The organism is Ochrobactrum sp. AN78 (genome assembly GCF_029909885.1).
Lineage (GTDB): Bacteria > Pseudomonadota > Alphaproteobacteria > Rhizobiales > Rhizobiaceae > Brucella > Brucella quorumnocens.
On record NZ_JASAMU010000001.1, the window covers coordinates 696,512 to 717,389 of the forward strand.

Here is a 20,878-nt window from a genome sequence, read left to right on the forward strand (position 1 = left end):
CGAACAGTTTTGCGAGAAGGCCCGGTTTACCCGGGCTTTTTTCATTTCAACGGTCTATGGTTTTGATTGGGGGAGGTTTCGCGATGCGCTTTCGTAAAATGAGTATGGCACTCCCGGCTATTGGCTTTGCAGGCTTGCTTTTGGGTATGCAATCGGCGCTGGCGGAAACCTGCGACGAGCAGGTCTTTCAGGACACAAAATTCATAATCTGCACAGTGAAGGCCGAAGAAAATCTGCGTCTCTTCTGGAAGGACTCTGACGGCGAGCCATATCGCAGTTTCTCGAAAGTGGCAGACGCTGTAACGCAAGACGGCAAGACGTTATCATTTGCCTTGAATGCAGGAATGTATCAGGTCGATTTTACGCCTATGGGACTATACGTCGAGAATGGGCAGGAGTTGGTTGTGGCCGACACCAATGCGCCCACGCGTTCCTCTGGCCCGATTCCAAACTTTTACAAGAAACCCAATGGCATTTTCTATTTCGGAGATGACGGCGCCGGTATTGTTTCAACCGACAGGTTTTTGAAGCGCAAACCGCAGGCGCATTTTGCCACGCAGTCCGGGCCTATGCTGGTCATTCAGAACAAGCTCAATCCGATTCTGATTAAAGGATCGACCGACCGGACCCGTAGAAGTGGCGTTGGTGTCTGCAGCGATGATTCCATCCGCTTTGCCATCAGCGAAGATGCGGTGAATTTCTACGATTTCGCCATGCTGTTCCGTAATGGGCTTAAATGTCCCAACGCCTTGTTTCTTGACGGCGGTGGCGGCGCTGGAATTTATAATCCGGCCATGGGGCGAAACGACATCTCATGGCATGGTGGATATGGCCCGATTGTCGGGCTTATCGAGTAATGAAAAAGCCGGGTGTGAAACCCGGCTTTTCTATACTCATTCAGCAGCTTCAGCCTTGCGCCTAGGGCGGCGTTCAAGCAGCTCTTTGAGGAACTGCCCTGTATAGGAGCGTTTCTCCTTTGCGACGTCTTCTGGACGCCCCACGGCTACGATCTCACCGCCACCATCACCACCTTCTGGACCGAGATCGATCACCCAGTCAGCAGTCTTGATGACTTCGAGATTGTGTTCAATGACCACGACCGTGTTGCCCTGTTCGACCAACTCGTGCAGCACTTCGAGAAGCTTCGCGACATCATGGAAGTGCAGGCCGGTGGTTGGCTCATCAAGAATGTAGAGGGTGCGTCCGGTAGCGCGGCGTGACAGTTCCTTGGCGAGCTTCACACGCTGCGCTTCACCACCGGAAAGTGTCGTCGCCTGCTGACCAACCTTGATATAGCCGAGGCCGACCTTGACGAGTGTTTCGAGCTTGTCGCGAACCGCAGGAACAGCCGAGAAGAACTCAGCACCTTCTTCAACCGTCATATCGAGCACGTCGGCAATTGATTTGCCTTTGAAGTGTACTTCAAGCGTTTCACGATTGTAGCGTTTGCCGTGGCAGACGTCACAAGTGACGTAGACGTCGGGCAGGAAGTGCATTTCGATCTTGATGACGCCATCACCCTGACATGCTTCGCAGCGTCCGCCCTTGACGTTGAACGAGAAACGACCCGGCTGATATCCGCGCGCTTTTGCTTCAGGCAAGCCTGCAAACCAGTCACGCATCGGTGTGAATGCACCCGTATAGGTGGCAGGATTGGAGCGCGGTGTGCGGCCAATCGGCGACTGGTCGATATCGATGACCTTGTCGAGGAACTCCAGTCCCTCAATACGATCATGTTCTGCAGGATGTTCACGAGAACCCATGATACGGCGCGATGCGGCCTTGAACAAGGTCTCGATCAGGAAGGTGGACTTGCCGCCGCCTGAAACACCCGTGACTGCCGTAAACGTTCCCAGTGGGATATCTGCGGAGACATTTTTCAGGTTATTGCCGCGTGCGCCGACGATCTTGATGCGCTTGGCCTTCGAAATTTCGCGACGTTCTGCGGGAACAGCGACTTCCAGAGCGCCCGACAAATATTTGCCGGTGAGCGAGTCGGGGTGGGACATAACATCGTCGGGCGAACCTTGCGCAATGATCTTGCCACCGTGAATGCCTGCAGCGGGTCCGATATCGACGACATAGTCAGCCGTAAGGATGGCATCCTCGTCATGTTCAACCACGATAACCGTATTACCGAGGTCGCGCAGATGACGCAACGTATCGAGAAGACGCGCATTATCGCGTTGATGCAGGCCAATGGAAGGTTCATCCAGAACATACAGCACGCCCGTAAGCCCAGAACCGATTTGTGAAGCCAAGCGGATACGCTGACTTTCACCACCTGACAGTGTACCGGAGTTCCGCGCAAGCGTCAGATAATCAAGGCCGACATCGTTCAGGAACTCCAGACGTTCGCGGATCTCCTTGAGGATACGCGCAGCAATTTCGCGCTGCTTATCGTTGAAGCTGCCGTCGATATCGCGAAACCATGCGTCTGCATTGCGGATCGACATGCTGGTAATTTCGCCGATGTGCTTCATGCCGATCTTTACGGCGAGAGCTTCAGGCTTCAAACGGTAGCCGTTACAAGCCGGGCAGGGCGTCGAGGACATGAAGCGTTCGATTTCCTCACGCGACCAGGCTGAATCGGTTTCTTTCCAGCGGCGTTCCAGATTGGGAATGACACCTTCAAAAGCCTTTGTCGTCTGATAGGAGCGCAAACCGTCATCATAGTTGAAGGTGATTTCTCGTCCCTTCGTGCCATGAAGTATCGCGTTCTGCGCTTCATCTGGGAGGTCTGACCAACGAGCACCAACCTTGAACCCATAGGCCTTGCCGAGCGCTTCAAGCGTCTGGTTGTAATAAGGTGACGAAGAACGTGCCCATGGTGCAACGGCACCATCTTTCAGAGAGACTGAATGATCGGGTATGATCAGATTTGGGTCGATGGCTTGCTGCGTACCAAGGCCATCACAGGTGGGGCAGGCACCAAACGGATTGTTGAAAGAGAAAAGACGTGGCTCGATTTCAGGAATCGTAAAACCTGAAACCGGGCAGGCAAACTTTTCCGAAAACATAACGCGTTCATGCGTTTCATTGGCAGATTTATTCGCACCACCACCGGCCGACGTATCTTCGGCCAGCAAGGGCTTGTCTGCAAATTCCGCTATAGCCAGACCTTCTGCCAGTTTGAGAGAGGTTTCCAGACTGTCGGCGAGGCGGGTCGAAAGATCGGAGCGCACAACAACGCGATCTACGACCACATCGATATCATGCTTGTACTTCTTATCGAGTGCGGGGACGTCAGCGATTTCGTAGAAAGTGCCGTCCACCTTGACGCGTTGGAAGCCCTTCTTCTGCAGCTCCGCCAGTTCCTTTTTATATTCGCCCTTACGACCACGCACGATGGGGGCCAGAATGAAAAGACGGGTGCCTTCCTCAAGCATCAGGATGCGGTCAACCATCTGGCTGACCGTCTGGCTTTCAATAGGTAAGCCGGTTGCAGGCGAATAAGGAATACCCACACGCGCAAACAGCAGGCGCATATAGTCATAAATTTCGGTGACTGTGCCGACTGTCGAACGCGGATTGCGGCTCGTTGTCTTCTGTTCAATAGAAATGGCAGGAGACAGACCATCAATCTGGTCCACATCGGGTTTCTGCATCATCTCCAGAAACTGACGCGCATAGGCCGAAAGGCTTTCGACATAACGTCGCTGACCTTCCGCATAGATCGTATCGAAAGCGAGTGAGGACTTTCCCGAGCCTGAAAGGCCCGTCATCACGATCAGCTTGTCGCGTGGCAGATCAAGATCGACATTTTTCAGATTGTGTTCACGCGCACCACGTATGGAAATGAATTTCTGATCGCTCATTCCGCGTCCTGCCTGTTTGGTCATGTCATGGAGTGTTCGGGCGCCGAACTCTGCGTCGCGCCGCTCCATAATATGGGGATGAACCCCTTCCAGGGAAAGGGGGCTGTTCAATCGTTCTTCGCACATTTAGCACCAGAACAAAGATCGAACAACCAGCCTTCTGATAGGCGATACGAAATGTGAACGCAAGAGCGTTGACTGTCACTCCTGACAGGAGCAGACTACCTGTGCTCACTGGTTGCGGAGAGATATCGGAAAGGGATGAAACGATATCGGCAAGAGGTCCCGCCAGTTGAGTAAGCGAACCGGGAGGTAAAGGAGCATGAGTCCACCTGACTACGTTGCATAGCTTTCACATCGATGAAAGCACAATCGCTTGCGGTCATAATTGCTTCATTTGCAAGGAATGACGCTTTTTTGATTGAAATGAGTGATTGCAGAAATTTTGAAAAATGCGCGGCGATCTGGTCTCATATTTCAGATTTCCGATTAGATTTATCGGCGAAGTACTGTCGATATAAGAGCTTTGCTCAACCCCAAGCCCTGCGCGCCAAAGAAACAGTGAGCGGCAGGGCTTTTCCTTGTAAGATCATTTGAGAGTTTACCATTTGGACCTCAAGCATGTGAAAAATGCATGGAAATCTATCTGCGTACTTGTAATTTGAACAAAACAAGAACATAACTTCTGTGGACATTGGTTGAATTCGCAGCGCAGAGATGAGCGCAGCAGTGGCTGCTGCTGTAAGGTGGTAGCTGAATTTCAGGTCAATACATTCAGGTGGTTGGCCATTCTTTAGGAGCAGGCACCGTTTTGCAGGGCAAAAGTCCGCTCAACGTGTGTATGCGAGAGATCCGGAGTAAGTTTTCGATGGCTGGTAGCGTCAACAAAGTCATTCTGGTCGGCAACCTTGGTGCTGATCCAGAAATCCGTCGCCTCAATTCTGGTGATCAGATTGCTAATCTGCGCATCGCAACCTCGGAAAGCTGGCGCGACCGTCAGAGCGGCGAGCGCAAGGATCGCACCGAGTGGCACAGCGTTGTCATCTTCAATGAGAACCTCGCCAAAGTGGCTGAGCAGTATCTGAAGAAGGGTTCCAAGGTTTACATCGAAGGTGCGCTCCAGACACGTAAGTGGCAGGATCAGAACGGCAATGACCGTTACAGCACCGAAATCGTGCTGCAGAAGTTCCGTGGTGAACTTCAGATGCTCGATAGCCGTGGCGAAGGTGGCGATCAGGGCCGCTCGTTTGGTGGCGGCGGCGGTGGCAATCGCAACCAGGTGTCGGACTATTCCGGTGGTGGTGACTTCGGTTCGTCCGGCCCATCCAATCAGGGTGGCGGCGGTGGCGGTGGTTTCTCCCGCGATCTGGACGACGAAATTCCATTTTGATGTAAAAAAAGCGGGCGCTATAAGCGCCCGCTTTTTTAATTATATTGAGTCATTACAATATCTTTATAAGTCCTTGTTTTAAATTATTAATCCAGCGGATCGCTTTCGATAACGAACTCCATTCGATCTGCTGAAAAGCGCGTTAGTGAATATTGAATTGGCTTTCCCGCAGTATCTATATTGATTGCGCGTGCCGTCAGAACGATAGCGCCCGGGGATAGTTTAAGATGTTTGAGGTCGTCTGGATCGGCATGGCGTGCCGATACCACGGTGGATTTTCTGAAATAATCGCTGACGCCTGCCGCTTTGAATGCGGACGTGATTGAGCCGCTGGCCGTATAATCTTCAGTGAAAGTCGGAAAGGCATTTGCATCCACCCAATGGGTTGCTATGGAAATCGGATGGCCATCCGCACTGTGCATGGTTTCAAGCTTCAGTGTTTCGGAACCAGTTTCTATTTCCAGCGCTTGAATGATGTCGGCAGCCGCTGTTTCTACATGGGAACTCAGCAGGATGCCTTTGGTCTCGCTGACTTGTGGTGCCAGCGCTTGTGAAATGCGGGTGCGGCGGCCAATCTGATAGGTAAGCCGTTTCGCATTGGCCACAAAAGTACCGCGGCCTTGTTCCGCGCGTAGCACACCTTCCTGCGTCAGTGCCGCAATTGCGCTGCGCACTGTATGGCGATTGACACCAAATCGATCTGCCAACTCCATCTCGGCGGGCATCCGTGCACCTGTTGCAAGTTTCCCGGCCATGATGTCGCCGCGTATCTCGTCCGCGATCTGGCGCCAGATGGCCACGCCGCTGTTTCGTTCAATTCGTTTCGTCTTTGCCATGCTTTGTCATCGTCCTGTCATTGGCAGGGTATATGAATGGTGTTATTGTATAGTTGTCTAGATAAATAGACAATTAGAGCGATAAAGTCAACGAGATTAGGGTAGGGCGGATAAGCTCATGCAGACGACGCAGCATAGCACGGGTGAAAGTGGAGCGGGCTCCACGACTGGAAACAGAACGGCGCCGGATGCGACGCAGATTGCACGTCAGGCCAGCTTGGCAATTCTTGCACGCGCCAGCGGTGAAGAACTGAAATCATTTTGGCAGAATTGGCCGAATAAGCCAGAATTCGAGGTTCTGCGTGGTCCTGAAACTGGACTTGTTATGCTGCGCGGTCGCATCGGCGGCGGTGGTGCGCCTTTTAATGTCGGTGAAGCGACCGTCACCAGAGCGACCGTTCGTCTGTCCGATGGCTTAGTCGGGCATTCTTATGCACTCGGACGCGATCAGGAAAAGGCGAAACTCGCCGCTCTGTTCGATGCGCTTTGGCTCGATGAAGACCAGCGCGACACTGTTGAGGCCAAGGTGCTGAGCGTGTTGCGCAGCCGCATTGATGATGCGGATACCAAGCTGCGCGCCGAGGCCGCTGCCACCAAGGTCGACTTCTTCACTATGGTTCGGGGGGATAACTGATGCTCCACTCTTCTTCTGCTTTCGAAGGCGGTCTGGCTGATCCGGTTAATGAGGCGCAATCGGCGTTTCATGCTGTGATGCACGCTATTGCAAATCCCGGCCGCATTTATTCGTTGGTTCAAGCTGCGACGCCACCACAGCCGCTAACGCCTGAGCTTGGTGTGATTGCTGCAACATTGCTTGATCACGACGCAAGCGTCTGGGTCGATGCTAAAATTGCAGCCAACAAGGACGCAACGGCATGGCTGACATTCCATACTGGTGCGCCAATCGTTGGGGATCAATCGAAAGCGCAGTTCGCACTTGTAACGGATGCGCAATCGCTACCGGTACTTTCTTCCTTCGCGCAGGGAGACCCTGAATTTCCGGATCGTTCGACGACTGTTGTTCTAGCAGTTTCGTCTCTGACGAGCGGGCAGGGTTTCTGCCTCAAAGGCCCCGGCATCAAGGATGAGACTGTGCTGAACGTTGATGGTTTGCCGCAGGATTTTGCTGCGCAATGGCGTGAAAATGGCGCGTTGTTCCCGCTGGGTATCGATCTGGTGCTCGTCGCTGACGGTAAAGCCGCAGCGCTTCCCCGTACAACCCGTGTCGAGTCTCTGGAGGGTTAACTCATGTATGTTGCTGTAAAGGGCGGTGAAACCGCTATTCGCAATGCCCACCGTCTGCTTGATGATCGTCGTCGTGGCGACCGCTCGGTTCCGGCATTGCGTCTTGATCAGATTGTCGAACAGCTTGGCCTCGCCGTTGATCGTGTGATGGCCGAAGGCTCGCTTTATGATCGCGAACTTGCGGCACTTGCCGTGCGCCAGTCGCGTGGCGACCTGATTGAAGCGATCTTTCTGGTGCGTGCCTACCGCACGACATTGCCGCGTTTTGGCTATTCGCTTCCGCTGGAAACGGCGAATATGTTGATCGAACGCCGAATTTCGGCCACCTATAAGGATCTGCCCGGCGGCCAGCTATTGGGACCGACATTCGATTATACGCATCGTCTGCTTGATCCGGAACTGGCGGGTGATGTCAGCGTTCCTGAGCCGGAAGTGCGTGCGACTGAGCCTGAAGAAACGCCACGCGTGACCGATATTCTCGGTGTCAACGGGATGATCGAAGAAGATGGTGCAATGCCGGATGGGCATGAGCCGGGCGATCTTACCCGCGAACCGTGGACGTTTCCGATGCCGCGCGATCTGCGCTTGCAGGCTTTGGCGCGTGGTGATGAAGGCTTCCTGCTGGCGCTGGGGTATTCCACGCAACGCGGTTATGGCAACACGCATCCATTTGTCGGTGAGATCCGCATTGGTGAGGTGGAGGTTGAGTTCGATGTGCCCGAGCTCGGCTTTGCCGTTTCGCTTGGCCGTGTTCAGCTGACCGAATGCCAGATGGTGAGCCAGTTCAAAGGCTCGTCCAAGCAGGCACCACAGTTCACGCGCGGCTATGGTCTGGTGTTCGGGCAGAGTGAACGCAAAGCCATGTCGATGTCGCTTTGTGACCGCGCGCTTCGCGTTCGCGAATTCGATGCAGATGTGACAGCCCCCGCGCAGGACGAAGAATTCGTCATTTCCCATTCTGACAATGTGCAATCGACCGGCTTTGTCGAGCATCTGAAATTGCCACATTACGTGGATTTTCAGGCCGAGCTCGATCTCATCCGCCGTATGCGTGCGGAATATGAACAAGCGAACAACGAGACTGAAGTTTTGGCAACCGAAGCAGCAGCCAATATCGGCACAGGCAAGGAAGCAGCAGAATGAGCGATCTAGCCAATTACAATTTCGCCTATCTGGACGAGCAGACGAAGCGGATGATCCGCCGTGCTATCCTGAAAGCCATCGCTATTCCGGGCTATCAGGTGCCGTTCGCAAGCCGCGAAATGCCGATGCCTTATGGTTGGGGCACAGGCGGTGTGCAGGTAACTGCCGCAATCCTCGGTCAGAATGATGTGCTGAAGGTGATCGATCAGGGTGCTGATGATACGACCAATGCCGTCTCCATCCGTGCATTCTTCCAGAAGACTGCGGATGTTGCCGTGACCACTCATACGGGTGAGGCGACGATCATCCAGACGCGTCACCGCATTCCGGAATATCCGATGAGTGAGGGACAGGTGATTGTATATCAGGTTCCAATTCCTGAGCCGCTGCGTTTTCTGGAGCCGCGTGAAACTGAAACGCGCAAGATGCACGCGCTTGCCGAATACGGCCTCATGCATGTGAAGCTTTACGAGGATATCGCGCGCCACGGCCATATCGCCAAGACCTATGATTATCCGGTGATGATCGAAGGGCGCTATGTCATGGCACCGTCGCCAACACCGAAGTTCGACAATCCGAAGATGCATATGTCGCCAGCTCTGCAGCTTTTTGGTGCCGGTCGTGAAAAGCGCATCTATGCCGTGCCTCCTTATACGGATGTCGTGAGCCTCGATTTCGAGGATCATCCATTCGAAGTGCAGAAATTCAAAGAGCCTTGCGCATTGTGTGGCGCACGCGGCGTTTATCTCGACGAAGTCGTGCTCGATGACCGTGGCGGCTCGATGTTTGTCTGCTCCGACACCGATTATTGTGAAGATCGTCAGGCGAATGGCCACTTTGGTCATCTGGCAGCGAATAAGGAGGCCGCGGAATGAGCGTCGAACCTCTGCTGAAAGTCAGCAATCTCTCGAAGTTTTATGGCAGCCGCCGTGGTTGCGCAGATATCGATTTCTCGCTGTGGCCGGGCGAAGTATTGGCCATTGTCGGTGAATCCGGTTCGGGCAAGACGACTTTGCTCAACTGTCTGGCGACCCGTCTGGAACCGACATCGGGCAGCGTGGAATATAGGATGCGCGATGGCGAGTTCCGCGATCTTTACAAGATCGGGGAGGCTGAACGCCGCTTCCTGATGCGTACCGACTGGGGCTTCGTGCATCAGAACCCTTCCGATGGTCTGCGTATGACCGTTTCGGCGGGTGCCAATGTCGGTGAACGGCTGATGGCTGTTGGCGAACGCCACTATGGCAATATTCGCAACACGGCAACTGAATGGCTCGGACGTGTCGAAATCGCTGCTGACCGCATCGACGACCAGCCCCGCGCTTTCTCTGGCGGTATGCGTCAGCGATTACAGATTGCACGCAATCTGGTGACGGCACCCCGTCTTGTTTTCATGGATGAACCGACCGGCGGTCTCGATGTGTCTGTGCAAGCGCGTCTTCTCGATCTGCTGCGCGGTTTGGTGAGCGATCTCGGCCTTTCGGTTGTCATCGTGACCCACGATCTCGCAGTAGCGCGTCTTCTGTCCCATCGCATCATGGTCATGAAAGACGGCCATATTGTCGAACAGGGCCTGACCGACCGCGTTCTGGATGACCCGCAAGCGCCTTACACGCAGCTGCTCGTGTCGTCTATTTTGCAGGTTTAGTAAATTAAAACAGATGTTTGCAGCGTGTTGTTCGTAAATTAGCGAAACTTCATGCGTGAGGTGAGAAATGACACAAGTTAGAACAATCTCTCCGCTGGCCGTGTCGGGTCTGGCGAAGACGTTCACGATGCATTTGCAGGGTGGCATTCAGTTGCCAGTCGTAAGTAACGTGGACTTCAATCTGGAAGCGGGCGAATGCGCTGTGCTTGGCGGACCATCCGGTGCGGGTAAAAGCTCCATCCTCAAGATGGTCTATGGCAATTACGCAGTGAATGCTGGCTCGATCCTTATTCGTCACGAAGATCGCATGGTGGATCTGGCGGCTGCCGATCCGCGCGAAGTGCTGGCCGTTCGGCGTGATACGATTGGATATGTCAGCCAGTTCTTGCGCACGTTGCCTCGCGTGGCGGCAATCGACGTCGTTGCGGAGCCATTGGTGGCGCGTGGTGTTGATCGCGATGCTGCTCGCAATCGTGCAAGCGAATTGCTCGCGCAGCTCAACCTGCCGGAACGGCTCTGGGCATTGCCGCCTGCAACCTTCTCCGGTGGTGAGCAGCAGCGCGTGAATATTGCGCGCGGTTTCATCACGGATCATCCGGTGTTGCTGCTTGATGAGCCAACGGCTTCACTTGATGCCAAGAACCGCGCAGTCGTTGTTGATCTTATTAAGGCCAAGAAAGCTCAGGGCGTCGCAATGCTTGGCATCTTCCATGACGAAGATGTGCGTGAACAGGTTGCCGATCGGATTATCGATGTTACCGCTTTCTCTCCGAGGGCCGCGGCATGACTAAGCTCTCGGTAGAACCTTTGATTCACGATACTGCCGAAGTTAACGGCAGCAAGTTTGGCCGTTACACGGAAGTCGGCGCGCGTAGCCGGGTTTCGGAAACTGTGCTTGATGACTATTCCTATCTCGGTATCGACTGCGAAATCTGGTGTGCAGAGATTGGCAAGTTTTCCAATATTGCCAGCCATGTGCGCATCAATGCGACCAATCATCCGACATGGCGTCCGACACTGCATCATTTCACCTATCGTGCAGGTGATTACTGGCCGGGTGAAAAGGATGAAACCGAGTTTTTCGAGTGGCGACGCGGCAATTCTGTGAAGATTGGTCACGACACATGGCTTGGCCACGGTTCGACCATTCTGCCGGGAGTGACGGTTGGCAATGGCGCGGTTATTGGAGCCGGAGCAGTCGTCAGCAGGAACGTGGCTCCTTATACGATCGTCGGCGGCGTCCCTGCACGTCTTATCCGCGAACGGTTCGATACCGCTACCGGCAATCGTTTGGATCGACTGGCTTGGTGGGATTGGGATCACGAGCGTCTGCGTGATGGACTCGATGATTTCCGCACGCTCGACATCGAAGCTTTCCTCTCGAAATACGAAACGGCCGCCAATACAAATGCGGTTATGAAAGAGCTATCCAATGGCTAACGAAATCGTTCTTAAAAATGCTCGCATCGTGCTTGCTGACGAAATTGTCTCTGGATCGATTCTGATCCGCGATGGCAAAATTGCAGCGATTGATCAGGGCAACACCAATGGTGGTGATGACATGGATGGCGATTATGTCATTCCCGGTCTGATCGAGTTGCACACCGACCAGCTCGAAAGCCATTACGCACCACGCCCTAAAGTCCGCTGGAATGTCGACGCTGCAGTTCAGGCGCATGACGCGCAGGTCGCAGCTTCCGGTATTACAACTGTGTTCGATGCCATGCGTGTCGGCTCAGACTATGACCGCGATTTTGCTGGCAAGGATATGCGTATGCTTGCAGATGCTATTGAAAGCGGCGTGCGCGAGAACAGGCTGCGCGCTGATCACTTCCTGCATCTACGTTGTGAAGTTTCATCGGCGGATTGCCTCGAAAGCTTTGCACTTTTTGAAAATGACGACCGGGTCAAGCTCGCTTCGCTTATGGATCATGCGCCTGGACAACGGCAATTCGTTGATCTTGAGACCTATCGCACCTATTACATGCGCAAGATGAAGCTCACGGATGAGGAGTTCCGGGTGCATTGTGAGAAGCGCATGGCAGATTCAGATGCCTATTCTGCAAAACATCGCCGCGCGATTGCTGATTTATCGGCGCATCGCGGGATCGTTTTGGCGAGCCATGACGATGCGACGAGCAATCACGTCGATGAATCGCTTGATCATGGTGTGCGGATCGCTGAATTTCCAACCACGATGGAAGCAGCTCATGCTTCCAAAGGTGCAGGATTGTCGATCCTGATGGGCGCGCCAAACATCGTTCGCGGCGGCTCTCATTCTGGTAATATTGCTGCTCGCGATCTCGTTGATAATGGCAGCCTCGATATTCTGTCTTCGGACTATATTCCGTTCAGCCTTATCCAGTCGGCATTCGGCCTTGCTTCCGGTGAACGCCCGATTGCTTTGCCCGATGCAATTCGTCTCGTGACCAAGAATCCGGCTGATGCCATGGCAATGGATGATCGCGGCGAAATCGCTATCGGTAAGCGTGCGGATCTGGTTCGCACTCGCACCAAGGGTGCTATTCCAGTTGTACGTACAGTCTGGCGCGAAGGTGAGCGTGTGTTGTGATGCCAGCAGACAATAAGCCAATTGGATGTTTCGTCGCCGTTGTCGGTCCCAGTGGGGCCGGCAAAGACACGATTATGGATGCGGCGCGTGTGGCTCTCGCGAGCGACATGCGTTTTCATTTTGTCCGTCGCATTATTACGCGCCCGCAAATGCCGGGCACGGAAGATCACGATAGCCTTGACGAAGCGGCTTTTGCGAAGGCTGCAGGCGAGGGTTCTTTTGCCCTGCACTGGCAGGCGCATGGGCTGAGCTACGGATTGCCCAAATCGCTCGATGAGAAAATCGCAGACGGAACTGTTGTGATTGCCAATGTCTCGCGTCGGGTGCTCGGTGATATCCGCAGGCTTTATTCCGAGCGTTCAGTTGTCATCATTTCGGCACGCCCGGAGGTGCTCGCCGAACGGCTCGCATCGCGCGGTCGTGAAAGTAGAGAAGAAATCGCTCTGCGACTTGCGCGCGAAGTGAGCTTTGATGACGGTGCTGACGATGTTGTCATAATAGACAATTCGGGTGAAGTCGCTGCTTCCACAGATGCCTTCCTGCGCCATCTGGATAAAATTAGCATTAAAACAATTGCCTAAATTAAAAACTTAAAGCGGAATGTAAGTTTACACAAACGTCATGGTCCGTTCATTGCAGTGTCATTGAACGGATCAATAGTGAGCATGAATGGAGACGAATTCATGCTTCAACTAAAAAACGTAACGCGCCGTTATAATGATAAGGTGGCGGTTTCGGGTGTTGACCTCGAGATCGAGCCGGGCTCGTTTGTTGGAATTATCGGGCGTTCGGGCGCGGGCAAGTCGACGCTGCTGCGTATGATCAATCGCCTCGTTGAGCCTTCAGAGGGAACAATTCACTGGGACGGCCGCGACGTTACAGGGCTTAAAGGTTCTGGGCTGCGCGCCTGGCGTGCGCAATGTGCGATGATCTTCCAGCATTTCAATCTGGTTGATCGACTTGATGTTCTGACCAACGTGCTTATGGGCCGTTTGAACTATGTTTCCACCCCTAAGTCGCTCTTGCGTATCTGGAGCGATGAAGAGCGTCTGATTGCCCTTTCCGCTTTGCAGCAGTTTGATATCGCCCATCTGGCAGCGCATCGCGCCGATGAGCTTTCCGGTGGCCAGCAACAGCGTGTGGCGATTGCCCGCGCTCTTGTTCAGCAACCACGTATTATCCTAGCAGATGAACCAATCGCTTCGCTCGACCCGCGTAATACGCGCAGCGTCATGGATGCATTGCGTCGTATCAATCGCGAATATGGAATTACGGTTCTCTGCAATCTGCACTCACTCGATATTGCGCGCAATTATTGCGACCGCCTCGTCGGCATGTCTGCTGGCAAGATCGTGTTCCGAGGAACGCCGTCAATGCTGACCGATATGGCATCACGCGACCTTTACGGCATGGAAGCCGATGACGTCATCGATCAGGATGATGCGACCGAGCCAATGTCGATGCCAGTTCCGCAGCCGGCAGAAGCCGTTCTGCGCCAACTTTCCGCCTGAGCCAACATAGCTCCGGAAAATTTACGCTCCAAAATCAGGGATTAACAGGAGAGACTTATGCTTAACCGTAGAAACTTTCTGGCGGCTGCTGCGCTTACCGCTACGCTGACCTTGCCAATGATGGCTTCCACTGCTCAGGCAGCTGACTGGAGCAAGGATTATCCAGAAATCGTTCTGGGCGTTATCCCAGCTGAAAACGCTTCGACCACTTCCGACCGTTATGCGCCTCTGGCAGCTTACCTCGGTAAGGAACTCGGCACGAAGGTTACGCTGCGCGTTGCTAACGACTATGCAGCTGTTATCGAAGGCCAGCGCGCTGGCAATATCCAGATCGCTTTTTATGGCCCGGCTTCATATGCTCGTGCAGTCATGACCGGCGTTGAAACCACTCCGCTCGTCAACCAGCGTCACGACACTGGCGTAAACGGCTATTACTCGGTTGTTTATGTTCGGGCCGACAGCCCGTACCAGAAGATGGACGACCTCAAGGGCAAAGCGATTGCTCTGGTTGATCCAAACTCGACATCGGGCAACAACGCGCCACGCTTCTTCTTGAACCGTGACGGCTATAGCGTCGATACGTTCTTTGGTAAGAACTTCTTTGCCGGCAGCCATGAAAATGCAGTTCTTGCTCTCGCACAGGGCACCGCAGACGCTGCTGCAAACTCCTGGAATTCGGAAGACGATTCCAACCTTACCCGCATGATCAGCCGCGGCGTTCTCAAGGATGCAAACGGCAAAGCAATGACGAAGGATGATTTCCGCGTCATCTTCAAGTCGGACTTCCTTCCAGAAGGCCCATTTGCTGTCCTCAGCACTCTGCCAGACCAGCTCAAGACCGACATCAAGCAGGCTTTCCTCGATATGCCAAAGAAGGACAAGGCTGGCTTTGACGCCCTTTCCGATGGCAAGGATCAGGAATTTGTAGCGACCGAAGCCAAGGAATATGAGCCAATCATCGAGATGCTCAAGTTCAACGACAAGGCTCGCAAGTCCTAATCCGTAGAACAATTGAAATGCCCGGAACGTACCCCGTTCCGGGCATTTTTTAGAGCATGATCCCGAAAGGTGGGAACCGGTTTTCGGATAAGATCATGCTTGATTAAAGGAATCTCGCATGACGGTATCCTCACTCGACGGCAACGGAGCTAAAGGCTTGCTTGCCGATTATCGCAGAGAAGTCGGCAAACGGCGTCTCTACGGTATCGCGCTCCTCCTTGCGCTTGTCGTTATCGCCATAGCTGCCTCCGTTGTTGCCGATGTTCGGCCGGGCACACTGGTCGAGAACCTCTTTCGCTTTACAAGCTATCTTGGCCGCATTCTGCCAGAACTGACGATTGCCAATTTCTGGGGCGATCTTGCTGCCTGGTACTGGAATATCGGTGGGTGGCTCAAAATGTTGTTTGAGACACTGCTGATTGCTTATCTGGCAACATTGATTGGCGCTGTGATTGCCTTTGCGGCATCCTTTGCAGCCTCATCCAATATGGCGCCAAATTCCACTGTTCGCTTTATAGTTCGTCGTGGGCTTGAGTTGCTGCGCACCGTTCCTGAAATCGTATTTGCGCTTTTGTTTGTCATCGCCTTTGGTCTTGGACCGATGGCTGGTGTACTCGCGCTTATGCTTCACACCACCGGCGCATTAGGCAAGCTGTTTTCGGAAGTTGTTGAGAATATAGACATGCGGCCTGTTGAGGGTATCCGGGCTGCCGGTGGGTCAGGACTGCAGGTTATTCGTTTTGCTGTGCTGCCACAGGTGGCAGCGAATTTTGCATCCTACGGATTGCTGCGTTTCGAGATCAATGTTCGCGGCGCTTCTGTCATGGGCTTTGTCGGGGCCGGTGGCATCGGGCAGGAACTGCTCACATCGATCCGCCAGTTTTACTACAGCGACGTTAGCGCCATCCTGCTTCTGATTATCGTGACCATCGTCGTCATCGATCTCATTACGCAGCGGGTTCGCCACGCGCTTCTTGGCCGTATAGGCTAAATGGGAGATTACCATGACTGATGTAGCACAAAGTCTCTCCCGCGAAGCGCACGCGCATGAAAAAGAACTCAGGGCCGAACATGGCGAATTGTTCGGGAATGCGCGCGCATGGCGCAATCTGGCGATTTTAACCGTATCTGTGATCGCTTCGGTCTGGTTTGCCTTCTATTGGCTCGATTTCTCGCTGCTGCGCATTCTCAATGGGCTGGGGCGTCTTGGAGATTTTGCGCTGATGATGATGCCGCCGTCATCCGGTGGTCGTTTCAGCCTTTATCTGTGGTCCATGATGGAAACACTGGCGATCGCGTATCTTGGCACATTGCTGGCCGCGCTTCTTGCGTTCCCATTCGGTTTTCTGGCTGCGAAGAACATTATTCCGAATATCTTTCTCCACTTCGGCATTCGTCGCTTTCTCGATACCATTCGCGGCGTCGATACACTGATCTGGGCATTGATATGGGTATCTGTGGTAGGCCTTGGACCGTTCGCTGGCATTCTTGCAATTGCCTGCTCGGATTTCGGTGCATTCGGGAAGCTGTTTTCCGAAGCCATTGAAGGCGCGGACAAGAAGCCAGTGGAAGGCGTTGTATCTTCCGGGGGCAACAGACTGCACGGCTATCGCTTCGGTATATTGCCGCAGGTTTTGCCGCTCATGGGCAGTCAGGTGCTTTATTTCTTTGAATCCAACACTCGTTCCGCGACGATCATCGGTATTGTCGGGGCAGGTGGTATTGGTGCCCACCTTGCAGAACAGATCAAGGTTCTCAATCTTCAGGACGTTTCATTCCTGATCCTGATGATCCTCGTGGCGGTCGCCGTTATCGACTGGTTCTCGTCCAAGCTTCGCCACGCGATGATTGGCAAGAAAGCAATGAAATCTGTTTAGAGCACCGTGCGTCCTTTCGGACGTGCAAAGCATGCTCTAACTCTTTGATTCTACGCATCGTGCTTTACAAAAATTGATTCCGATTTTTGCGCCGATGCGCTAACCGTTGATTAAAGACTTCACGCCGTCTGCGACGAATTGAACTGCAAGCGCTGCGAGGATGACACCCAGCAGACGGGTTAGGATAGAACGACCGGTTTCGCCAAGAAACCGGTCGACGCGTTCTGCGAGCAACAGCACAAAATACGTAATCAACAAACAAACAGCTATCACCCCGAGCAGAGCGGCCCGTGGGCCGATGCCGTCAAAGGAATCCGATGTCAGTACGATTGCTGAAATCGCACCCGGGCCGGCGATCAATGGAATGGCGAGCGGGAAGGCGGCGATATTGCGGATATGATCCTTGGTGATGGCTACCTCGGCGCTCTTTTCCTTGCGCTCGGTTCGTTTCTCAAAAATCATTTCGAAAGCGATCCAGAAAAGCAACAAGCCACCTGCGACGCGGAAAGCACCGATGCTGATGCCGAACATTCCCAATATCTGTACGCCAGCTATGGCAAACAGCGCCATGACAATGAAACCGATGATGGATGCGCGCAGCGCGACCTGCCCGCGATGGCTGCGGTCCATGCCCGGTGTGAGTGCTAAAAATAGCGGCGCAAGGCCGGGTGGATCGATTGTGACGAGAAGGGTGACGAAGGCGCTGAAAACCGTATCGTAGAACCCCATGCTAAACTCGCCCCTTTTGTTGATATTCTTTACCTGAATTGTAAACCAGATTGTACCTGATGAAGGACGCTCGGTCGACGGAAAGCGCGCTTTGCGGCAACATCATTGCGCGATCTTTATGTGAATATCTTTTAAGTTATTGATTTTATAATGGAAATAAGCCGGTTGAAATGGTCGCGAAATTGGCGTTTTGTACCGTTTTACTTTATAAAGTGACTTTATCGATTCTGTTGAGAAAGATATCTGAATAGTGTCAGATCAAACGCCTCCACCCGGTTCCGAAGATATGAATGACGGCCCGAGCGGCCCTACAGGTATCGAACCGATTTCCATTATTGAGGAGATGCAGCGCTCCTATCTCGATTACGCAATGAGCGTTATCGTGAGCCGCGCTCTGCCTGACGTGCGCGACGGCCTCAAGCCTGTGCATCGCCGTATCCTCCATGCCATGAACGAGATGAACCTCGCTTACAATCGCCCCTACCGTAAATCGGCAGGTGTGATCGGTGAAGTGATGGGTAAGTACCATCCGCATGGTGACGCATCGATTTATGACGCCCTCGTGCGTATGGCGCAGGACTTCTCCTTGCGTGATCCACTTGTGGATGGACAGGGCAATTTCGGTTCCATCGATGGCGATCCGCCAGCGGCAATGCGTTACACCGAATGCCGTCTGGAAAAAGTCACTGAATCCCTTCTGTCGGATATCGACAAGGATACGGTTGATTTTCAGGATAACTATGATGGCCGCGAGCGGGAACCGATGGTTCTGCCTGCACGCTTTCCGAACCTGCTTGTCAATGGTTCTGGCGGTATTGCGGTCGGTATGGCGACCAACATCCCGCCGCATAATCTTGGCGAAGTCATCGACGGCTGCGTAGCGCTCATTGAAAATCCAGCCATTGAGCTGGAAGAAATGATGGAGATCATCCCTGGTCCGGATTTCCCGACCGGTGGTATTATTCTCGGACGCGCTGGCATCAATTCTGCCTACACCACGGGTCGTGGCTCGGTCATCATGCGCGGTCGCGTAGCGATTGAACCAATGCGTGGCGACCGCGAAGCTATCATCATCACCGAAGTTCCCTATCAGGTGAACAAGGCTTCGATGATCGAGAAAATGGCCGAACTGGTGCGCGACAAGCGTATTGAAGGCATTTCCGACCTGCGCGACGAATCTGACCGCGAAGGCTATCGCGTTGTGGTCGAACTGAAGCGCGATGCGGTTGCTGATGTGGTGCTGAACCAGCTTTATCGCTACACGCCATTGCAGACCTCGTTTGGCTGCAACATGGTGGCGCTGAACGGTGGGAAGCCGGAACAGCTCAACCTTCTCGATATGCTGCGTGCATTCGTTGCCTTCCGCGAGGAAGTGGTTACGCGTCGCACGAAATTCCTGCTCAACAAGGCGCGTGATCGTGCACATGTCTTGGTTGGTCTGGCTATCGCTGTCGCCAATATTGACGAAATCATCGCTCTCATTCGTCGTGCGCCGGACCCGGCAACCGCGCGTGAGCAGTTGATGGAACGTCGCTGGCCTGCCGCTGACGTTGCACCACTGATCCGTCTGATTGACGATCCGCGTCACCGGATCAATGAAGACAACACCTATAACCTTTCTGAAGAGCAGGCTCGTGCTATCCTTGATCTGCGTCTGCAGCGCCTGACAGCACTTGGTCGCGACGAAGTTGCGGACGAGCTGAACAAAATCGGCGAAGAAATCCGCGACTATCTGGATATTCTTGGCTCACGCATTCGCGTCATGACAATCGTCAAAGAAGAGATGATTGCCGTTCGCGACGAGTTCGCCACGCCACGCCGCACCGAGTTCGGTCTCGGTGGCGCGGAAATGGACGATGAAGACCTCATCGCCCGTGAAGATATGGTCGTGACGGTTAGCCATGCGGGTTATATCAAGCGTGTGCCACTGGCGACTTATCGTGCGCAGCGTCGTGGCGGCAAAGGCCGCTCCGGCATGGCAACGAAGGACGAGGATTTTGTAACCCGTCTGTTCGTTGCCAATACGCATACGCCGGTGCTGTTCTTCTCCTCGCGCGGTATCGTCTACAAGGAAAAAGTCTGGCGTCTGCCGGTCGGTAATCCGCAATCGCGCGGTAAGGCACTCATCAATATGCTGCCATTGCAGCAGGGTGAGCGTATTACAACAATCATGCCATTGCCGGAGGATGAAGAATCCTGGGCAAACCTCGACGTCATGTTCTCGACGACGCGCGGAACCGTGCGCCGTAACAAGCTTTCCGACTTCGTTCAGGTCAACCGCAACGGTAAGATCGCGATGAAGCTGGAAGAAGAGGGCGATGAAATCCTTTCGGTCGATACATGTACCGAATTTGATGACGTTCTTCTGACTTGTGCCGGTGGCCAGTGCATTCGCTTCCCTGTGACTGACGTTCGCGTCTTTGCAGGCCGCAATTCGATCGGTGTTCGCGGTATCAATCTGGCGGATGGCGATAAGGTCATCTCCATGGCGATCCTGCATCACGTCGATGCCGATGCTTCGCAGCGTGCTGCATATCTCAAGCGCTCGATAGCCGAGCGCCGTGCACAGGGTGCAGACGATGCGGATGATATCGTTGTTGTTGGAGAAGAAGTCGCGGTTGAAGCAGAACTCAACGAGGAACTTTATCAGGAGTTGAAGGCGCGTGAACAGACCGTTCTCACTGTTAGTGAGTATGGTTACGGCAAGCGTTCTTCGTCTTATGAGTTCCGTGTTTCGGGTCGTGGCGGCAAGGGCATCCGTGCAACAGATACTTCGAAAGCCGAAGAAATCGGCAAGCTCGTTGCACTGTTCCCTGTTGAAGCAAGCGACCAGATTCTTCTGGTCTCTGACGGCGGTCAGCTGATCCGTGTCCCGGTCGGCGGCATTCGTATTGCCGGACGTTCAACTAAGGGTGTCACGATCTTCAACACGGCTGATGGCGAAAAAGTTGTTTCGGTCGAGCGCATTTCGGAAACAGAGAGCGACGAAGAAAACGGTGTTGTTGAAGCTGGTGATTCTGGCCCTGAAGGTGAAACGCCAGTAGCACCAAGCGAGGAATAAAATGAGGAGCCCGGTACTGAGAAGTATCGGGCAATCCTTGAAGCAAAGC

General features: G+C 53.7%; 19 protein-coding genes. 16 read left to right on the forward strand and 3 right to left on the reverse strand.

The window, feature by feature from the left end; all coding sequences use genetic code 11:
• Window positions 1-83 precede the first annotated feature (83 nt).
• A complete protein-coding gene (locus tag QBD00_RS03355) occupies window positions 84-857 on the forward strand; it encodes a phosphodiester glycosidase family protein (RefSeq protein ID WP_412534977.1) in 774 nt (257 codons plus the stop codon).
• A 36-nt stretch (window positions 858-893) separates the two neighbouring features.
• Here the strand turns inward: QBD00_RS03355 and uvrA are convergent, their stop codons facing one another.
• Window positions 894-3,818 (reverse strand): excinuclease ABC subunit UvrA, encoded by a 2,925-nt coding sequence (gene uvrA, locus QBD00_RS03360; protein WP_095447908.1) that lies wholly within the window; start codon window positions 3,816-3,818, stop codon window positions 894-896.
• Window positions 3,819-4,686: 868 nt separating this feature from the next.
• Here uvrA and ssb point away from each other — a divergent pair.
• Complete coding sequence (gene ssb / locus QBD00_RS03365) at window positions 4,687-5,208, forward strand: single-stranded DNA-binding protein (RefSeq protein WP_095446714.1); 522 nt, start codon at window positions 4,687-4,689, stop codon at window positions 5,206-5,208.
• Between the two features lie 86 nt (window positions 5,209-5,294).
• Here ssb and phnF read toward each other — a convergent pair whose 3' ends face one another.
• Window positions 5,295-6,044, reverse strand: a complete 750-nt coding sequence (gene phnF / locus QBD00_RS03370) for a phosphonate metabolism transcriptional regulator PhnF (protein ID WP_095446713.1) — start codon at window positions 6,042-6,044, stop codon at window positions 5,295-5,297.
• 118 nt (window positions 6,045-6,162) lie between these two features.
• On the opposite strand from phnF, the gene phnG reads away from it, so the two are divergent.
• The 13 genes from phnG (at window position 6,163) to phnE (QBD00_RS03435) (ending at window position 17,039) form a co-directional block, all read left to right on the forward strand.
• On the forward strand, window positions 6,163-6,678 hold the full coding sequence (gene phnG, locus QBD00_RS03375; RefSeq protein WP_318578634.1) for a phosphonate C-P lyase system protein PhnG: 516 nt from the start codon (window positions 6,163-6,165) through the stop codon (window positions 6,676-6,678).
• On the forward strand, window positions 6,678-7,289 hold the full coding sequence (gene phnH, locus QBD00_RS03380; RefSeq protein WP_318578635.1) for a phosphonate C-P lyase system protein PhnH: 612 nt from the start codon (window positions 6,678-6,680) through the stop codon (window positions 7,287-7,289). Before phnG ends, phnH begins: the two co-directional genes overlap by 1 nt.
• A gap of 3 nt (window positions 7,290-7,292) precedes the next feature.
• Window positions 7,293-8,432: a carbon-phosphorus lyase complex subunit PhnI gene (locus tag QBD00_RS03385; protein ID WP_318578636.1), complete on the forward strand. Its 1,140-nt coding sequence runs from the start codon at window positions 7,293-7,295 to the stop codon at window positions 8,430-8,432.
• Window positions 8,429-9,307: an alpha-D-ribose 1-methylphosphonate 5-phosphate C-P-lyase PhnJ gene (locus QBD00_RS03390; RefSeq protein WP_095446709.1), complete on the forward strand. Its 879-nt coding sequence runs from the start codon at window positions 8,429-8,431 to the stop codon at window positions 9,305-9,307. Before QBD00_RS03385 ends, QBD00_RS03390 begins: the two co-directional genes overlap by 4 nt.
• On the forward strand, window positions 9,304-10,080 hold the full coding sequence (gene phnK / locus QBD00_RS03395; RefSeq protein WP_007875095.1) for a phosphonate C-P lyase system protein PhnK: 777 nt from the start codon (window positions 9,304-9,306) through the stop codon (window positions 10,078-10,080). Before QBD00_RS03390 ends, phnK begins: the two co-directional genes overlap by 4 nt.
• A 67-nt stretch (window positions 10,081-10,147) precedes the next feature.
• Window positions 10,148-10,867, forward strand: a complete 720-nt coding sequence (gene phnL / locus QBD00_RS03400; protein ID WP_318578637.1) for a phosphonate C-P lyase system protein PhnL — start codon at window positions 10,148-10,150, stop codon at window positions 10,865-10,867.
• Complete coding sequence (locus QBD00_RS03405) at window positions 10,864-11,520, forward strand: DapH/DapD/GlmU-related protein (RefSeq protein ID WP_318578638.1); 657 nt, start codon at window positions 10,864-10,866, stop codon at window positions 11,518-11,520. The genes phnL and QBD00_RS03405 overlap by 4 nt, the downstream gene beginning before the upstream one ends.
• On the forward strand, window positions 11,513-12,652 hold the full coding sequence (locus QBD00_RS03410) for an alpha-D-ribose 1-methylphosphonate 5-triphosphate diphosphatase (protein ID WP_095446706.1): 1,140 nt from the start codon (window positions 11,513-11,515) through the stop codon (window positions 12,650-12,652). The genes QBD00_RS03405 and QBD00_RS03410 overlap by 8 nt, the downstream gene beginning before the upstream one ends.
• On the forward strand, window positions 12,652-13,233 hold the full coding sequence (gene phnN / locus QBD00_RS03415; protein WP_318578639.1) for a phosphonate metabolism protein/1,5-bisphosphokinase (PRPP-forming) PhnN: 582 nt from the start codon (window positions 12,652-12,654) through the stop codon (window positions 13,231-13,233). The genes QBD00_RS03410 and phnN overlap by 1 nt, the downstream gene beginning before the upstream one ends.
• 102 nt (window positions 13,234-13,335) lie before the next feature.
• Window positions 13,336-14,163 (forward strand): phosphonate ABC transporter ATP-binding protein, encoded by an 828-nt coding sequence (gene phnC / locus QBD00_RS03420; RefSeq protein ID WP_095446704.1) that lies wholly within the window; start codon window positions 13,336-13,338, stop codon window positions 14,161-14,163.
• Window positions 14,164-14,220: 57 nt separating this feature from the next.
• A complete protein-coding gene (gene phnD / locus QBD00_RS03425) occupies window positions 14,221-15,162 on the forward strand; it encodes a phosphonate ABC transporter substrate-binding protein (RefSeq protein ID WP_191793030.1) in 942 nt (313 codons plus the stop codon).
• 118 nt (window positions 15,163-15,280) lie between these two features.
• Window positions 15,281-16,153: a phosphonate ABC transporter, permease protein PhnE gene (gene phnE, locus QBD00_RS03430; RefSeq protein ID WP_151093710.1), complete on the forward strand. Its 873-nt coding sequence runs from the start codon at window positions 15,281-15,283 to the stop codon at window positions 16,151-16,153.
• A gap of 13 nt (window positions 16,154-16,166) precedes the next feature.
• Complete coding sequence (gene phnE / locus QBD00_RS03435) at window positions 16,167-17,039, forward strand: phosphonate ABC transporter, permease protein PhnE (RefSeq protein WP_318578640.1); 873 nt, start codon at window positions 16,167-16,169, stop codon at window positions 17,037-17,039.
• 99 nt (window positions 17,040-17,138) lie between these two features.
• Here phnE (QBD00_RS03435) and QBD00_RS03440 read toward each other — a convergent pair whose 3' ends face one another.
• Window positions 17,139-17,768, reverse strand: a complete 630-nt coding sequence (locus QBD00_RS03440; protein WP_095446700.1) for a MarC family protein — start codon at window positions 17,766-17,768, stop codon at window positions 17,139-17,141.
• Between the two features lie 286 nt (window positions 17,769-18,054).
• Between QBD00_RS03440 and gyrA the strand changes: the two genes are divergently transcribed.
• On the forward strand, window positions 18,055-20,829 hold the full coding sequence (gene gyrA / locus QBD00_RS03445) for a DNA gyrase subunit A (RefSeq protein WP_095447907.1): 2,775 nt from the start codon (window positions 18,055-18,057) through the stop codon (window positions 20,827-20,829).
• Window positions 20,830-20,878 lie beyond the last annotated feature (49 nt).

Coding starts and splice junctions, on each gene's coding strand:
- uvrA (WP_095447908.1), bottom strand. CDS start 3,818: ATGAGCGATCAGAAATTCATTTCCATACGTGGTGCGCGTGAACACAAT.
- QBD00_RS03405 (WP_318578638.1), top strand. CDS start 10,864: ATGACTAAGCTCTCGGTAGAACCTTTGATTCACGATACTGCCGAAGTT.
- QBD00_RS03385 (WP_318578636.1), top strand. CDS start 7,293: ATGTATGTTGCTGTAAAGGGCGGTGAAACCGCTATTCGCAATGCCCAC.
- phnE (WP_318578640.1), top strand. CDS start 16,167: ATGACTGATGTAGCACAAAGTCTCTCCCGCGAAGCGCACGCGCATGAA.
- QBD00_RS03355 (WP_412534977.1), top strand. CDS start 84: ATGCGCTTTCGTAAAATGAGTATGGCACTCCCGGCTATTGGCTTTGCA.
- phnE (WP_151093710.1), top strand. CDS start 15,281: ATGACGGTATCCTCACTCGACGGCAACGGAGCTAAAGGCTTGCTTGCC.
- phnF (WP_095446713.1), bottom strand. CDS start 6,044: ATGGCAAAGACGAAACGAATTGAACGAAACAGCGGCGTGGCCATCTGG.
- phnH (WP_318578635.1), top strand. CDS start 6,678: ATGCTCCACTCTTCTTCTGCTTTCGAAGGCGGTCTGGCTGATCCGGTT.
- QBD00_RS03440 (WP_095446700.1), bottom strand. CDS start 17,768: ATGGGGTTCTACGATACGGTTTTCAGCGCCTTCGTCACCCTTCTCGTC.
- phnC (WP_095446704.1), top strand. CDS start 13,336: ATGCTTCAACTAAAAAACGTAACGCGCCGTTATAATGATAAGGTGGCG.
- QBD00_RS03390 (WP_095446709.1), top strand. CDS start 8,429: ATGAGCGATCTAGCCAATTACAATTTCGCCTATCTGGACGAGCAGACG.
- gyrA (WP_095447907.1), top strand. CDS start 18,055: ATGAATGACGGCCCGAGCGGCCCTACAGGTATCGAACCGATTTCCATT.
- phnN (WP_318578639.1), top strand. CDS start 12,652: ATGCCAGCAGACAATAAGCCAATTGGATGTTTCGTCGCCGTTGTCGGT.
- phnK (WP_007875095.1), top strand. CDS start 9,304: ATGAGCGTCGAACCTCTGCTGAAAGTCAGCAATCTCTCGAAGTTTTAT.
- QBD00_RS03410 (WP_095446706.1), top strand. CDS start 11,513: ATGGCTAACGAAATCGTTCTTAAAAATGCTCGCATCGTGCTTGCTGAC.
- ssb (WP_095446714.1), top strand. CDS start 4,687: ATGGCTGGTAGCGTCAACAAAGTCATTCTGGTCGGCAACCTTGGTGCT.
- phnL (WP_318578637.1), top strand. CDS start 10,148: ATGACACAAGTTAGAACAATCTCTCCGCTGGCCGTGTCGGGTCTGGCG.
- phnD (WP_191793030.1), top strand. CDS start 14,221: ATGCTTAACCGTAGAAACTTTCTGGCGGCTGCTGCGCTTACCGCTACG.
- phnG (WP_318578634.1), top strand. CDS start 6,163: ATGCAGACGACGCAGCATAGCACGGGTGAAAGTGGAGCGGGCTCCACG.